We start from the raw sequence: 14,452 nt of genomic DNA on the forward strand, positions 1-14,452 counted from the left end.
GCGTGAAGTCATCTTTCATACTTCGCCGAAGACGCTAGGTCGTTGGCTTGAGGAGGCGTATTCTACACTCTCCAGTGGCGGCGTCAAGCGCTTATTTTAAGAAGTTTTTCAAGCGATGATTTCTTAATCACTCTCGTGAAAAGAAGCATTACCCGAAGCCCTTAAAGCGTTTGTCACCTGAATCAAATTCCCGAAGGTTTTTAACTCTCTAACACCGCTGCAAGTCCCGTACTACCTAAGCTTTCGTTTAGTTAGTTGGCCTGCTGTGCCGTGTCAGTGGATGCGCATTATAGGGAAATCCTGACAGAGCACAAGGGGCTAAATGAGAAAAAATGAAATAATACGTCTAAGCGGACGTTTCTCAAACGATACGCACAAAAAAGGGGCTAAAAGCCCCTTTAAACTGTCATTTTCACAGATTCGCCATCTCAAAATTCTAATCACTACAGCAAAACATCGCCAAAATGCACAGTTTGGTGCTACCCCTTTATATACTGAGCAGGATAACAAATCAGGCTACATACGATTTAGTTTACCTCAGCCGCTAAATAGGCGGGCAGCTCAGCCACCGAGTCAAGTACCACTGTTGCAGCAGCAATCGCTTCATCTGTTACAGATTTACCTGTGCGTACCAGCACGCGAGTCGGAATACCTGCTGCTTTGGCGGCCAACATGTCATCACGTTTATCACCGACCATAACAGAGCGGCTTAAATCAATTTTCAAAAACTCAGCAGCAGTTAACATCATTCCAGGTTTAGGTTTACGGCAATCACAATCAATCTTGTACTCCCCCACTCCTTTTTCTGCATGATGAGGACAGTAATAAATACCGTCTAGCTCTACACCTTTATCAGCAAAATTCCAATCCATCCATTCTGTTAATGTATGAAACTGCTCCTCGGTGTACATACCCCGGGCTATACCTGATTGATTGGTCACAACAGCAAGAAGGTAGCCTGCTTTCTTTAATGAGAGACAAGCCTCGAAGACGCCGTCGACATATTCAAAATCATCGACTTTATGTACATAGCCGTGATCTATATTAATAACGCCATCTCTATCTAAAAAAACTGCTCGTTTCACAATACTATCTCTCTACTCTTTGATGCCGCTATTATTCCATTCATTAGAAACAATTGCACCGTGAACTTGCTATAAAAGCAGTAATACAGTGTAATAAATAAAATATACAATAATAAGGGTGAGGACGTGACTTTAGACATCTATCAACAAAGGCGAGTAGCACTACTTAATCAATTACCTGAAAACAGTTTAGTGTTGCTCGCGGGTTACCAGCAAAAAGTGCGCAGTAAAAATATTAAGTATCACTTCAGGCAAGACAACAATTTCTTTTATTTAACCGGTTTTGATGAACCTGACGCCATTGCGTTGCTAATTAAGAGTGAAACAACTTCTTTTCAGCTATTCCTAAGACCCAAGGATAAAGATCAAGAGGTCAATTTTGGCACTCGCGCTGGTGTTAGCGGAGCTGTCGAACACTACAATGCTGACCATGCCTACCCTGTTAGCGAGTTTACCACTCAGCTTTTATGCCAGATGAAGGGCATTACGAGCTTTTATGTTTGTGACGAAACAGACCGCTTCTCTTCCGAGATCGTTAGCTGGACTAATCATCACAGACATAATGGCTCGTTCGATACCCCTAAGCAGTTTGTAGCAATAAAGCAACTAGCTGAAGTACTACACCAGCATAGATTAATTAAAACGGAAGATGAGATACAAAACATTCGTCTTGCAGTCAAAGCGTCAATATTCGCACACAAGAAAGTCATGCAAGCCTGTAGTCCAGGCATAAATGAACGCGAACTCTCTGCGCTATTTAATTTCAGTATTGCCAATAAAGGCTGTAGCGATGTGGCCTATCCTAATATAGTTGCGTCAGGAAACAATGCTTGCTGTTTACACTATGAAGAAAATTGTTGCGAGTTAGAAGATGGACAGATGCTTTTGATCGATGCTGGCGCTGAATGTCAATATTATGCCTCAGACATTACCCGCAGTTACCCTGTGAACGGAAAATTCAGCAATGAGCAAAGAGCAATTTATCAGATAGTACTAAACGCACTAGACCGAGCTATCGAGATGATAAAACCGGGACTTGCTTGGAATTTAATTAACGAGACCTGTATGAAGGTAATGGCTTGCGGGCTCAAAGAGCTTGGTCTTTTAACTGGATCAATTGAGCACATTATGGCAACCGAGAGTTATAAGCGCTTTACGGTTCATAAAACTGGCCATTGGTTAGGCATGGATGTACATGATGTAGGTTCCTACCATGACACTGCAGGCAATTGGCGCCGACTAGAAAATGGTATGGTGTTTACTATCGAGCCAGGGATATATATTCCTCTAGATGCAACAGATGTCCCTGAGGGTTATCGTGGTATGGGCATTCGCATTGAAGATGACATATTAGTAACCGATTGCAGTTTTGAGAATTTGTCTAAAGATATACCAAGAACCGTTGATGAAATTGAGAATTTTATGGCCGAGGCTGATGGATAAGTAATGATTAAAATTACAAGCCACACTAAGTGTTGGCTTGTTTTCATTATCGTCATATAAATTTCAAACAACAGTTTTCTGTTTTTTGACTACCAACTATTTGGATTAATCAGATCTGCCGCAGTGCCACCACCGAGAGCATAAAAAAGTGAAATAAAGCTCCAGATAATTGTAAGACCTAAAAGGAAGTTTACGATTGTCATCAGATCATCGAGTAAGATCCAGGGGTTTTCCAGTACGCTATGAAAGTAATCAAGTAGTTTATTTATCACTGTTTATCTATAACTTATGTATTGCCTAACCCAAATTTTAATATGCCTATTTAGAGATAGATAGCAGCTGGCTAACTAACCGAATACTTTACGACCCGCTTAGTAACCAATTGCCTATTAATGTATCAACTCTTATACATAAAGAACTTCTAGCTATATAGCTGCTGCCTCTATATTCAGCCCCATGAAGAAAATCTATCTATCCTATAAGGTTGCAAGTCAATATTTGCTTGTTCACCAACCACCTCTTGCGCCAACAACTTAGCAGTCAATGCTGACCATGTTAGTCCTAAGTGCTGATGACCGAACGAAAAGAATACATTCGACTGTGTAACACTGCGCCCCACAATTGGCAAACTATCAGGTAAAGAGGGCCGAAATCCCATCCAGCGCTCACCATCAGTAGCGACTGCACTTTCAAACAACGTTGGCAGTAGTGCTTTCCCATGAGTGAACAAACAATCAGCTCTTGCCGGAACTAGAGGTGCCTTTAACCCGCCAAACTCTACCGTTCCCGCCAGACGAGTTCCGTCAGTCATAGGCGTAATAATAAACTTACGATTATAGGAGGCAACAGGACGTGACAGCGTGCTTATTTGCGGCATCATTAAATGGTAGCCTCGCTCTGATTCTAATGGAACCGAGTAGCCTAACTGTTTAGCAAAAGGTTTTGACCAAGCACCCGCCGCGATAACTAATTTTTTAATTTGTTTGCTTGTTCCATTAGCCATCTCCAGCTGGATAGTTGAACTGGTCTTAGCGGCTGCAACTTTTACAAGCTCTTCAGTAACTAACTTCCCACCTAACGACATGAACTTTAACTCTAACGCCTTACACAAACGATAAGGATCACTGGTATGGCCAACCTGAGTGAAATACAAACCATGAGTAATCGACTGGCTTAAAGAAGGCTCAAGCATTCTAACTTCTGTTCCATCGAGTAACTGCACGTCAACACCAGCATTCGCATATACCGTTAGTTCTTTTTGTACTTCATCTATGGGAGTCTCTTCAAAAACAAGCAAACTGCCGTTTAGGGTTAATAACTGTTCACAACCACAAAAGCGCACTAGCTCCTTCATCGCAGCAATAGAGCTTTGGTTAAGTGCTTTTATCGCTCTCGTATTTTTAGCGCGGCGCCCTGGTAACATATTAACCAAAAAGCGCATAAACCATGGCAAGGCTTTGACAAAGTATTTAGGTTGGATCCTAAAAGGACCTAAAGGATCCATCAGCATACCAGGTAATTTGGCTATAATAGCGGGATCAGCTAATGGAAAGACTTGTTCTGTCGCAAAGTGGCCAGCATTCCCCTGAGAAGCGCCAGAGCCGGCTCCTTCTTTATCTATGATAGTGACATCAAATCCTTTTCGTTGAAGCTCTATTGCTGCAGCAAGTCCAACAATACCGGCCCCAACTATAGTAATCGTTGCACCATGCTCATCGTCGTATTCTTTCATTATTAATTCCTTAACAGCCGCTGTTTAGCGCAACATAAATCCATTTTGAAACACATCATCTGGGTCAATAAAGAACTGATGCTTCCCTGTAATAAATGATCTTCCTGATACTTCAGGAACAACTGCATGCTTGCCAAAATATAGCGACTCTGCGTTAGCGCTGACAATCATTCTTCCGTCGACGATACTTTCAATCATCAATTCATCGTTCAGCTCAACCTCACCTTTTGCGTGCAGTAATGCTATTCGGCCGGCCACTCCCGTTCCTGTTGGTGAACGGTCTACCTCTCCATCTGCAAAAATACACACATGACGCGAGTGCGCTTCATTATTAGTTACCTTTTTCGAAGTGAAAATTGTTCCATACAGAAAACTCAACTCCTCCTCAACCGGATGATTAAGTGGATGAGCCGCAATGACGGCATGCTTTATACGTCTCCCTATATCAATTAACTGCGCCACATTACCTTGTGAACAGCTAATGCCGTGCTCGTCAGCATCAACATAGGCGTAATATGCACCACCAAAGCCAATGTCATAACGTACTTGCCCAAAACCATTGACCATTACTTCGCAGTCTATTGCTTCAGCCCAAGAATCCACATTTTTAAAGCTAGCGCGAACTTTACCTTCAAAATCACGATAAGCGGTTGCTGTGATTAACCCCGCTGGGGCATCAATTTTTATCACTCGAGGAAGATTATGAAGCACAATACAGCCTGTTTCACACATCACTTTTACAAGCGCTAAAATGCCATGACCACACATAGAGCTATAGCCTTCATTATGTAAAAATAGCACACCGAAATCAGCTCCATCTGTCACTGGTTCAGTAACCAATGCACCATACATATCAGCATGTCCTCGTGGCTCATGCATGAGCAATTTGCGATAAACATCCCAGTTTTCAGCAACAAATTTGCGTTTATCTAAAATAGTTTCACCTTTTATTTCAGGGTAGCCAGAGGTAATAATTCGCAGCGGCTCCCCTTCTGTATGTGCATCAATCGTTTTGAACACTCTATAAGAGCTTGCCAGCTCTGGACTGATATCAATTTCGGTCATTTTCAGTTTTTTCCTTTGTTGAATTGCATATTGTATACAATTTACCGAGAGTGAGTTAGTTGCTCTAATTCACTACTTAGGGTCTTTTATTTTTTAATCTCGAGTATACAATATCCCACAAACAACTAGAATTTCAAACGTAAAAATGTAGTGATAGAGGCTTAAATATGAAGGTAAACTGGCAAGGTGTTTCCCCAGCTATCTCAACTCAGTTATATGACCATGGGACTATCAATTTCGAGTCAAATACTCGCACATTGGAAGATCTAATCAGAGATGCGATTGACGGAATTATTGCTCTTGGCACCATAAGAGATAATGCATTTTTAAGCCCTGAAGAGAAGCCCTATTTTATCAAACACACTGTTGAAACAGTTAAAGGTCGTATATTAGTTCTGAGTGGTTGTATTAAAAATACTGCAGAGCAAGTCTTGGCTCGCGGTAGCAAAAATTGCCGTAGGCCACGTTTACCTTTAATCGGTAAGGAAAGAGCATACGATGAGCAAGTGATTGCTCAATCACTTGCCACTCGCATTGATCTAGACAAGTACAATATCGACTAAATATAAGTCATGTCTCCAAGCGCTGGTTCCATTTTTAGCGGGCTCAGCACAATAACTATAATAGTGGAATTAAATACATGCTAAAAGGCACTTTCTTTTGCATTGATGCACATACTTGCGGCAACCCTGTAAGGCTGGTGACCAGTGGTCACCCCAACCTAGTCGGCAAAACTATGAGCGAGAAAAGACAACATTTTCTTCGTGAATATGATTGGATCCGCAAGGGCCTTATGTTTGAGCCTAGAGGGCACGACATGATGTCAGGGGCCTTCCTCTACCCACCCTGTTCAGAGAATGCTGACGCATCTATTCTATTCATTGAAACAAGCGGCTGCTTGCCTATGTGTGGTCATGGGACCATAGGCACAATAACTGCTGCCATAGAATCTGGATTATTGACTGCGAAAATACCAGGAAAACTCATCATTGATGTTCCTGCAGGGCAAATCAAAATTGATTATCAGGCAACGGCTAACAAAATAGATTGGGTTAAAATTTATAACGTTCCAGCCTATCTCGCCCATCAAGACGTAATACTGGATATTCCTGGCTTGGGCACACTAAAAGTAGACGTGTCATATGGTGGTAATTACTACGTGATTGTCGATCCACAACAAAATTTCCCAGGCTTACGTCATTGGACGGCTGCAGATATTTTACGCTGGAGTCCAATAGTTAGGCAGGTCGCTCATGAACAGCTCACTTGTATTCATCCAAATGACCCTACAGTTAGCGGAGTGAGTCATGTTCTTTGGACTGGCGATACTATCTCAGAAGGTTCCGATGGCGCTAACGCTGTATTTTATGGCGATAAAGCGATAGACCGCTCTCCGTGTGGAACAGGAACCAGCGCAAGGCTTGCACAACTTTATGCAAAAGGGCTGCTGCAAGCGGGTGATGAATATACTCACGAAAGCATTATCGGTAGCCAATTTGTAGGACGAATAGAAGCAGCGGCACAAGTCGGTGAGTTCTCGGGGATTATGCCTAGTATTAAAGGCTGGGCCAGAATAACAGGCAACAATGCCATCACAATTGATGATGACGACCCATACGCCTTCGGCTTTCAGGTCGTGTAATTAAACACTAAATTATTGAGCATGCATGCTCAGGAGTAAATATGACAGATTTAACAAGCGTTGCAATAAATGGCCAACACTTTATCAATGGCGAGTGGACTAACGAAGCATTGCAATTTAATAGCATGAACCCTGTGCTGAATGAAAAAACACAGTGGCAATTCGCTTCCGCTAACACCAAAAATATCGAAGCTGCCGTGAGTGCTGCAAAACAAGCATTCCTATCTTATCGACGCACCACTGATGAGCAACGCGCTGATTTTTTGGACGCGATAGCAGAAGAGATCCAAACTGATATAGCCGCCATAACAGAAACTGCGCATATTGAAACTGGCTTACCTATGCCACGTCTACAAGGTGAAACCGGTAGAACATGTGGACAACTCAAGCTATTCGCAAACACACTGCGAGCGCCAATCAATAATGTGCTTGTTGATCTTGCCAACCCAGAAAGACAACCTTTACCAAAGCCTGATACTCGCTTAGGTACTTTACCCATCGGCCCTGTAGCCGTTTTTGGAGCCTCTAATTTTCCGCTAGCGTTTTCAACTGCGGGAGGTGATACAGCTTCTGCACTAGCAGCAGGTTGCACTGTCGTCGTAAAAGGCCACCCAGCACACGCAGCTACCAGTGAACTTGTGACCGCTGCAATTGCTCGCGCGGCTAGTCGTTGTAATATGCCTGCAGGCGTTTTTAACCTTATTCAGGCGACAGAACCTCAAGCTTCTACTGAACTTGTAAACCATAGTGCGATAAAAGCAGTTGGCTTTACAGGCTCTTTAAAAGTCGGTCGTATTTTAGCTGATATTTGCGCAGCTAGAGCTGAACCGATCCCTTTTTATGGTGAGTTAGGCTCTATTAACCCTCAATTTTTACTGGGCGAACTGTTAACAGATCAAGCGGAAAGCTTAGCAACAACTCAAGTGCAGTCGATGATGATGGGACACGGTCAGTTCTGTACCAGTCCAGGTGTTGTTGTTGCTATAAAGGGAGAAGCGCTTAACCGCTATCTTGCTACTATGGCTGAAAAAATCGCGCAAGAATCCGCTGCGAGTATGCTGACAGCGGGTATTGCAACGACCTTCCAATCGCAAGTCGACGCTCTGTTAAACAATCAATCAGTTTCACTGATATCACAAGGCAAGTCCTCTGCTGCTAACCACTTTACACGCCCTGCAGCAGTAAAAATTGAAGCAGAAGATTATCTAGCCTCTCAAGCACTGCAACAGGAAGTATTTGGTCCATTCGCTGTGGTTGTCGCATGTAATGACTTAGCGCAGATGGAACTGATAGCTGAGCAGATGGAAGGCCAATTAACCGCTTCGATTCATGGTCTAAAACCTGAACTAGCTGAAAACACACAATTGATAGAGTCGGTGTCATTCAATGTTGGTCGCTTGATTTTCAACCAAATGCCAACGGGTGTTGAAGTCTGTCACTCAATGAACCATGGTGGTCCCTACCCTGCGAGCACTGATAGTCGCACCACTTCTGTTGGTAGCCAAGCTAAAGCTCGCTTTGAACGCCCTTTGTGTATCCAAAACATGCCTATGTCTCTTTTGCCATGCCGGTTAAAAGAAGACCAAGCTAACATCATCACATTCTAAACATTTCAAATTATGTACAGGGAAACAAGTTGTTTCCCTTTCATTATACTTATTTAAACGGTAATCTAAGAAAATCGTCTTGAACAACTAACATAAAAACAGGATATATGAGCAGAATAACTCCTATCGTTCATAAAACACGCACTCAAGTTGTTGTCGAAGTATTGAGGGAAAAAATCCTATCAGGAGAAATTGCAGCTGGCATGCCATTACGCCAAAGCGCCCTTGCCGACGAAATGAATGTGAGCAGGATCCCCGTACGAGAGGCACTACTGCAATTAGAAGCTGAAGGGTTAGTTAAGTTTGAAGCGCATAAAGGCGCGACGGCAACCACTTTATCAGCAGTTCAAGTTACTGAGCTATTTGATTTACGAGCACTGATTGAAACCGATCTATTAGCTAAATCAATTCCTCATATGACTGAAGATGACTTCACTGAAGCTGAAAATATCTTAGATTCTCTCGATGTCGCTTTTAAAGATAAAGACCAGATTGAAAGCTGGAGTGGCTTGAACTCACAATTCCATATTTGTTTATACCGAGCAGCTGACAAGCCTCATACTATTGATGTCGTCAATGGCCTTAATACCAACTGTGACAGATATGTTCGACTAGAGCTTTATTTGGCTAGCGGGATCCCTAAAGCCCAAAAAGACCACAGAGAATTGCTAGAATTCTGTAAGCAAGGTGATGTTGAAAACGCAGTTAAACTTTTACGCGCCCACATCCTTCATGCAGCAGAAGCAATTAGAGATTTAGTTGCTCAACAAGAGGGATAGCTCACTGTTGAGTATGACAAGACTTGTTAAGCTTTACTAATACTGATTGACAAGGCAGACCTCAGGTTCTGCCTTTTTATTTTGAGAGAATACCGAAATGCAGTACGCAACAATTACGGGATGGGGCAAATGTGTTCCTCCTGCAACTTTGACCAACCATGATCTCGCTACCTTTATCGAGACTTCCGATGAGTGGATTAAACCTCGTACAGGTATAAGCCAGCGTCATATTAGTCATGTCAATACATCAGAACTAGCATCAGTTGCCGCTCAGCGTGCACTTGCAGCTGCAGGTATTGAAGGTAGCGATCTAGATATGATTATTCTAGCAACTGCTACGCCAGATACTTTGATCCCTAATATTGCCTCGACGGTACAAGCAAACATAGGTGCAAGTTGCGCAGCCTTTGATATCAATGCTGCATGCAGTGGTTTTCTTTATGGCGTTGGGCTCGGTAGCTCACAAATCAAGAGTGGCCAGTGTAAAAAAGTCTTAGTCATTGGCGCAGAAAGATTATCATTCTTCTTAGATTGGTCTCGCCGAGAAACCGCTGTTTTATTCGGTGATGGCGCTGGTGCAGTTGTTCTTGAAGCAACTGACGAAGCCATCGGTGTACTCGGTTATGAGCTTAATAATGACCCTGCTGGTCGTGATATTCTCAAAGCTGGCTTTGGTACTGCAATGGACAGGTTTGAAGCATCTTCACTCGACTTTTATATCGAATTTAATGGCCAAGAGATCTTTAAGCGTGCAATTGCAGGCATGGGGAAACTGAGCACTAAAGTCATTGAAAAGTGTGGCATTGACAAAGACGATATCGATTGGGTTATTCCACATCAAGCTAACGAACGCATCATTGATACGTTAATTAGTCGCATGAAAATTCCAAAAGAAAAAGCCGTGGTAAATATCGCTAATTATGGCAATACCTCTGCAGCAACGATACCTATCGCTATTTGCGATGCTTTGGAACAAGGTAAAATCCAACCTAATCAAACGATTCTATCCTGTGCATTTGGTGCCGGTTTAACCTCTGCAGCCGCTTTAATTAAGTGGGGCGATAGAGTCACGCCGATCAAAGTCAGCGATGCAGAGCTACCACCTTGTGATAAAACAGGTATTGAATTAGTCAGCAAAGCTGTAAAGCATTTTTGTAAGTAGCGTTAGCTGCTAGTCAAAGATCAAAAAACACCGACTTTATGAGTCGGTGTTTTTATATCAAATAATCGCTTCATCCCAATAAATCGCTTCTTTAAAGTAGCTGCCAATTTCATTATTAAGTTTGCTAAAACGAGATAAAGATTTTTCTTCACCCGTAAGGCAATAACAAACAAAGCGATGGCAATTATTATCGAGTAAATCGTATTCTCTATAGCTAAATATCGCTTCCTTAGCCCTTTCTAATACATTAATCCCAACTAATGGTTGGTGCAGATGGTTACACGCTTGATAAACTCTGCTACCGCTTCTTCCTGCAAGAAACCGTTCAATTGAAATCGCTCGGACAAGTCCACTACCGTGAAGCTCGACCAAGGTATCATCACCGAGCCAGATACCGGTATGCTCTATCACCCCAAATACAAAACAACAAATAATAGCACCAGGCTCTAACGCGACTTTTTTATCGCCTGTATGCCATAGACTAGGAGCAAGTTCTGCACTGTCACCATGAGTATGAGCTGATTTGGCATTGCCATGCATACGCTTACTGGCAATATCTTTTTGATTCTTCCGCTCGTCAGCAACCAAAGCGGCACCTATTGCAGCTGCGCCTAACCATATCAAGGGCAATGCCATACAGTTTCCTCTCGCTAAAATTCATCTAATACTCTGTAACCTATACAACAATTCTAGTCAGCAGAAGTCAAAAAGTGTAACCAAAACTTGTTTATTACTAATATCGTAATCACTTTGGCTTCAGGCTATAAGGATTACAGCTACTTTCTCGGAAACATAAACAGACGAACATCTAAACTGAAGCACAAATTAAATCAATGGTTCGGTTTACAGAAGCATTGAATATAATCAATTAATACACTACTTTAATAAGAAGAAGTGTAATGAGGAGTTATCTATGAAAGGAATCATTTTTGCGGAGTTTTTAGAGTTAGTTGAAGACTCTTTTGGCCTAGAAGTTTGCCAAAAAATGCTAGATGAAAACCAAAATGACGGTGTTTATACCAGTGTTGGTACTTATGATCACAATGACCTGATTAAGCTCATTGTGAGTTTAAGCAAGCTCACAGGAGTATCGATAGAAGAACTGCAAGAAATCTATGGTAAATCGGTTTTTATCACATTATTCAATAGTATGCCTGGCCTTGAAGGCAAGTCTGATTCGACTTTTGGCTTTATCAAAAGTGTTGAAGAGTACATCCATATTGAAGTTAAAAAACTTTACCAGAACGCTAACCCACCGACATTTAATTTTATTTCAGCGACCGAGAGCCAGTTAGTGATGGATTACGTTTCAGCACGCTGTATGTCACATGTCTGTTTAGGTTTAATTCAAGGCTGTGCTGAGCATTTCAATGAGAAAGTTGAGATAGTCATGGAGCCGCTTGTCAAAGACAGTTCTGAAGTGCGCTTTACCATCACGCATGTTTAACAAGTAGGTCGATAAGTATTCTATGCCGAGTGATGAGATCCGAGCGTTAGCAGCAAAAATTGAGCTATTAAACCGTAAAATAGACCGCGAAAAGGCTGCCAAGAAAGCAGCTGAAGCGCTGTTGGAAGAAAAAAGCAGAGAGCTATATAGCGCCAAACAGCTTGTTGAAGATTCACTTATCAATATTAAAGAAGAGTCAAAGCAAGGTATCGCCCTACTTCACTTTAAGACCTATTTAGAATCAATCTTACTCGATTATAATCAGCTATTTTTACAAAAACCGATCTCAAATATATTACTGCAACGGCTATTAGATGATTTAATAGGCATTGAAAATATTAAAGCTAGCCGTATCCGATTTAAATCACCAACTGAAGAAAACCAATTTAATACTTTCATCGCAGGCGACAAAGCACTAATACAACAAATTTCAACTGCTAACCAAGCATTAAATTGGTCGGAAGACCGTCAACAAATAAAATTGCTTATAAAAACCCAAAACAGTGTTCTAGGTAGTTTAACACTAGCCATTGAATCTCCGACTTCATGGCAAAATACCATTGAGAAACAGTTACTATTATTTTGCGATATGATTAGCGCAGCCCAGCGACGACAAGAATTACTCGAAAACACCATCAAAGAAAAGTTAAGGGCTGAATCCTCAGAGCAATCGACCCGTGACTTTGTTGCGATGATTAACCACGAATTAAGAACCCCGCTTAACGGTTTACTGGGCTCAGCAGAGCTTATGCTTGATACCACACTATCGGGTTATCAACAGCAACTTCTCAATACCATGCACCAATCAGGAGAGCTTTTAAGAGTCATCATCAATGACCTATTAGATCTCAGTAAGATGAGTGCCGGTATGCTGCAGATTGTAGAGGTAGATTTCTCGCCAGCTAAACTGTGCCAGATGATTTTTGATATTTTTAAGCAACGTACTGAAGAGTTTGGCCTTATATTTAGCTTCAATGTTCAGCAAAGTATTCCTCAAATATTGATAGGTGATCCAGATAGAATAAAACAAATCCTGGTTAACCTTATTGGCAACGCTCTTAAGTTTACCCAAGAGGGGGAAATCATCGTCAATATCAGCTGGGAGCAAGAAAAGCTTCATTTTGCGGTGCAAGACACAGGGTGTGGGATCCCAGAAGATAAAGTAGCCACATTATTTGACCCTTTTACTCAAGTCAATAATTCTAGCAACCGCTCCTTTGAAGGTACTGGACTCGGTCTTGCTATTTGTAAGCAATTGGTCGATGAGATGAATGGCACAATCTCTTTGAGCTCAGTCCTTGGTGAAGGCAGCTGCTTCAAAGTTGCCCTGCCACTAAATAGCTCACAGAAGGTAGCCTTAGATATTGAAAGACCTCAAGCAGATTACCCCATTGAAAAGCTAAAAATCCTCGTCGTGGAAGATAGTAAAGTTAACCAAATGCTGATTGAGATGATTTTGGCCAAATTTGGAATTACGCCGACCATCGCTAACGACGGTCAGGAAGCTATCGACTATTTAAGCGTCAATAATGTCGATATTGTATTTATGGATTGCAGAATGCCGGTGGTCGATGGTTTTGAAGCAACGAGTTTACTGCGTGCAAAAGGCTATACAAAACCCATTATTGCATTGACTGCCAGTACCACCTCTGTTGAAACCGAACAATGTTACCAATGCGGTATGGATGAAATAATTAACAAACCCTACCAGCAGGATGATATTAAGGTGGCATTGATGAAGTGGGGGCAAATACTTGATAGCAACCGTTAACCATTACTTACTTGGCCAACGTCTTAGTCATTATGACTAGCTAACGTAATAAATCTGACAAAGTAAGCTCTTCAGCCCCCGCAATACTCGCCATCTGGGCCAATAACAATTCTCCACAAGATAATGCATCAACAGCCGCATTATGGGCGGCATAAATAGGTAAACCATATCGACTCCGACAAGCATCGAGCCTCAAGGAGCCTTCTTTAATCACTTCATGCTGCCGTAGTATTCTACCTCGTTCTAAAGACATAGTATCAATTGACACAAATGTCATTTTTTCACCAAAACAACGAAAGAGTTCTGCTTTTAAAAAGCACAGATCAAGCGGTGCATGATGTGCAATTAACACATGGCCTTGGGTCTTTTGTAAAAACCAATGCATTGCTTCCTTGGCCGAAATAGCTGCGTCCAACTGGCCGTCAACAATGCCATGTATTGCAGCGCTATCACCCACACTGCCTTCTATACTTACTAACCTATAATCGGCATCCTTCAGCTGCAGCATGCCATTTTGTATCGGCACCATACCGATACTCAAAATTTGATCAAACTGAGCATTTAGCCCGGTCATTTCTAAATCGATTGCCATTAACGGAATATCGACGAGAGGCTTAGAGATAGCAACAGTTAAAGCTCGATAGTAGTCAGCAATAACCTCATCAGTAGCTCTAAACGCCTTCCAGCTGAGTTGGTTTTTTAAATAAAAACGCTTCAAA

Annotated in this window: 14 protein-coding genes; 8 read left to right on the forward strand and 6 right to left on the reverse strand. The window is 42.0% G+C overall.

The window, feature by feature from the left end; genetic code table 11:
• Nucleotides 1-527 precede the first annotated feature (527 nt).
• Nucleotides 528-1,085: a D-glycero-beta-D-manno-heptose 1,7-bisphosphate 7-phosphatase gene (gene gmhB / locus K5R16_RS03120; protein WP_220736096.1), complete on the reverse strand. Its 558-nt coding sequence runs from the start codon at nt 1,083-1,085 to the stop codon at nt 528-530.
• A 126-nt stretch (nt 1,086-1,211) separates the two neighbouring features.
• On the opposite strand from gmhB, the gene K5R16_RS03125 reads away from it, so the two are divergent.
• Nucleotides 1,212-2,528 (forward strand): aminopeptidase P N-terminal domain-containing protein, encoded by a 1,317-nt coding sequence (locus K5R16_RS03125; RefSeq protein WP_220736097.1) that lies wholly within the window; start codon nt 1,212-1,214, stop codon nt 2,526-2,528.
• Between the two features lie 89 nt (nt 2,529-2,617).
• Here K5R16_RS03125 and K5R16_RS03130 read toward each other — a convergent pair whose 3' ends face one another.
• The 3 genes from K5R16_RS03130 to K5R16_RS03140 all read right to left on the reverse strand — a co-directional run bounded on the left by K5R16_RS03130 (nt 2,618) and on the right by K5R16_RS03140 (nt 5,325).
• Nucleotides 2,618-2,800 (reverse strand): hypothetical protein, encoded by a 183-nt coding sequence (locus K5R16_RS03130; protein ID WP_220736098.1) that lies wholly within the window; start codon nt 2,798-2,800, stop codon nt 2,618-2,620.
• 176 nt (nt 2,801-2,976) lie between these two features.
• Nucleotides 2,977-4,260, reverse strand: coding sequence for an FAD-binding oxidoreductase (locus K5R16_RS03135; protein WP_220736099.1), 1,284 nt, complete (start codon nt 4,258-4,260; stop codon nt 2,977-2,979).
• 24 nt (nt 4,261-4,284) lie between these two features.
• On the reverse strand, nt 4,285-5,325 hold the full coding sequence (locus K5R16_RS03140; protein WP_220736100.1) for a proline racemase family protein: 1,041 nt from the start codon (nt 5,323-5,325) through the stop codon (nt 4,285-4,287).
• Between the two features lie 167 nt (nt 5,326-5,492).
• Between K5R16_RS03140 and K5R16_RS03145 the strand changes: the two genes are divergently transcribed.
• The 5 genes from K5R16_RS03145 (at nt 5,493) to K5R16_RS03165 (ending at nt 10,515) form a co-directional block, all read left to right on the forward strand.
• Nucleotides 5,493-5,888, forward strand: coding sequence for a dihydrodipicolinate synthase family protein (locus K5R16_RS03145; protein ID WP_220736101.1), 396 nt, complete (start codon nt 5,493-5,495; stop codon nt 5,886-5,888).
• A 77-nt stretch (nt 5,889-5,965) separates the two neighbouring features.
• Nucleotides 5,966-6,967 (forward strand): 4-hydroxyproline epimerase, encoded by a 1,002-nt coding sequence (locus tag K5R16_RS03150; RefSeq protein ID WP_220736102.1) that lies wholly within the window; start codon nt 5,966-5,968, stop codon nt 6,965-6,967.
• 41 nt (nt 6,968-7,008) lie between these two features.
• On the forward strand, nt 7,009-8,574 hold the full coding sequence (locus K5R16_RS03155) for an aldehyde dehydrogenase (NADP(+)) (RefSeq protein ID WP_220736103.1): 1,566 nt from the start codon (nt 7,009-7,011) through the stop codon (nt 8,572-8,574).
• 107 nt (nt 8,575-8,681) lie between these two features.
• A complete protein-coding gene (locus K5R16_RS03160) occupies nt 8,682-9,353 on the forward strand; it encodes a GntR family transcriptional regulator (protein ID WP_220736104.1) in 672 nt (223 codons plus the stop codon).
• Between the two features lie 97 nt (nt 9,354-9,450).
• Complete coding sequence (locus K5R16_RS03165) at nt 9,451-10,515, forward strand: ketoacyl-ACP synthase III (protein ID WP_220736105.1); 1,065 nt, start codon at nt 9,451-9,453, stop codon at nt 10,513-10,515.
• 57 nt (nt 10,516-10,572) lie between these two features.
• Here the strand turns inward: K5R16_RS03165 and K5R16_RS03170 are convergent, their stop codons facing one another.
• Nucleotides 10,573-11,151: a lecithin retinol acyltransferase family protein gene (locus K5R16_RS03170; RefSeq protein ID WP_220736106.1), complete on the reverse strand. Its 579-nt coding sequence runs from the start codon at nt 11,149-11,151 to the stop codon at nt 10,573-10,575.
• Nucleotides 11,152-11,428: 277 nt separating this feature from the next.
• On the opposite strand from K5R16_RS03170, the gene K5R16_RS03175 reads away from it, so the two are divergent.
• Together K5R16_RS03175 and K5R16_RS03180 are read left to right on the forward strand one after the other, a co-directional pair.
• A complete protein-coding gene (locus K5R16_RS03175) occupies nt 11,429-11,962 on the forward strand; it encodes a heme NO-binding domain-containing protein (protein ID WP_220736107.1) in 534 nt (177 codons plus the stop codon).
• A gap of 22 nt (nt 11,963-11,984) precedes the next feature.
• Nucleotides 11,985-13,733, forward strand: coding sequence for an ATP-binding protein (locus K5R16_RS03180; RefSeq protein ID WP_220736108.1), 1,749 nt, complete (start codon nt 11,985-11,987; stop codon nt 13,731-13,733).
• Between the two features lie 40 nt (nt 13,734-13,773).
• Here the strand turns inward: K5R16_RS03180 and K5R16_RS03185 are convergent, their stop codons facing one another.
• The gene (locus tag K5R16_RS03185) at nt 13,774-14,451 is read right to left on the reverse strand and encodes an exonuclease domain-containing protein (protein WP_220736109.1); all 678 of its coding nucleotides are present in this window, start codon (nt 14,449-14,451) and stop codon (nt 13,774-13,776) included.
• Nucleotide 14,452 lies beyond the last annotated feature (1 nt).

Origin of the sequence: Shewanella sp. c952, assembly GCF_019654975.1 — a bacterium.
Taxonomy (GTDB): domain Bacteria; phylum Pseudomonadota; class Gammaproteobacteria; order Enterobacterales; family Shewanellaceae; genus Shewanella.

Coding starts and splice junctions, on each gene's coding strand:
- K5R16_RS03135 (WP_220736099.1), bottom strand. CDS start 4,260: ATGAAAGAATACGACGATGAGCATGGTGCAACGATTACTATAGTTGGG.
- K5R16_RS03140 (WP_220736100.1), bottom strand. CDS start 5,325: ATGACCGAAATTGATATCAGTCCAGAGCTGGCAAGCTCTTATAGAGTG.
- K5R16_RS03145 (WP_220736101.1), top strand. CDS start 5,493: ATGAAGGTAAACTGGCAAGGTGTTTCCCCAGCTATCTCAACTCAGTTA.
- K5R16_RS03150 (WP_220736102.1), top strand. CDS start 5,966: ATGCTAAAAGGCACTTTCTTTTGCATTGATGCACATACTTGCGGCAAC.
- K5R16_RS03155 (WP_220736103.1), top strand. CDS start 7,009: ATGACAGATTTAACAAGCGTTGCAATAAATGGCCAACACTTTATCAAT.
- K5R16_RS03160 (WP_220736104.1), top strand. CDS start 8,682: ATGAGCAGAATAACTCCTATCGTTCATAAAACACGCACTCAAGTTGTT.
- K5R16_RS03165 (WP_220736105.1), top strand. CDS start 9,451: ATGCAGTACGCAACAATTACGGGATGGGGCAAATGTGTTCCTCCTGCA.
- K5R16_RS03170 (WP_220736106.1), bottom strand. CDS start 11,151: ATGGCATTGCCCTTGATATGGTTAGGCGCAGCTGCAATAGGTGCCGCT.
- K5R16_RS03175 (WP_220736107.1), top strand. CDS start 11,429: ATGAAAGGAATCATTTTTGCGGAGTTTTTAGAGTTAGTTGAAGACTCT.
- K5R16_RS03180 (WP_220736108.1), top strand. CDS start 11,985: ATGCCGAGTGATGAGATCCGAGCGTTAGCAGCAAAAATTGAGCTATTA.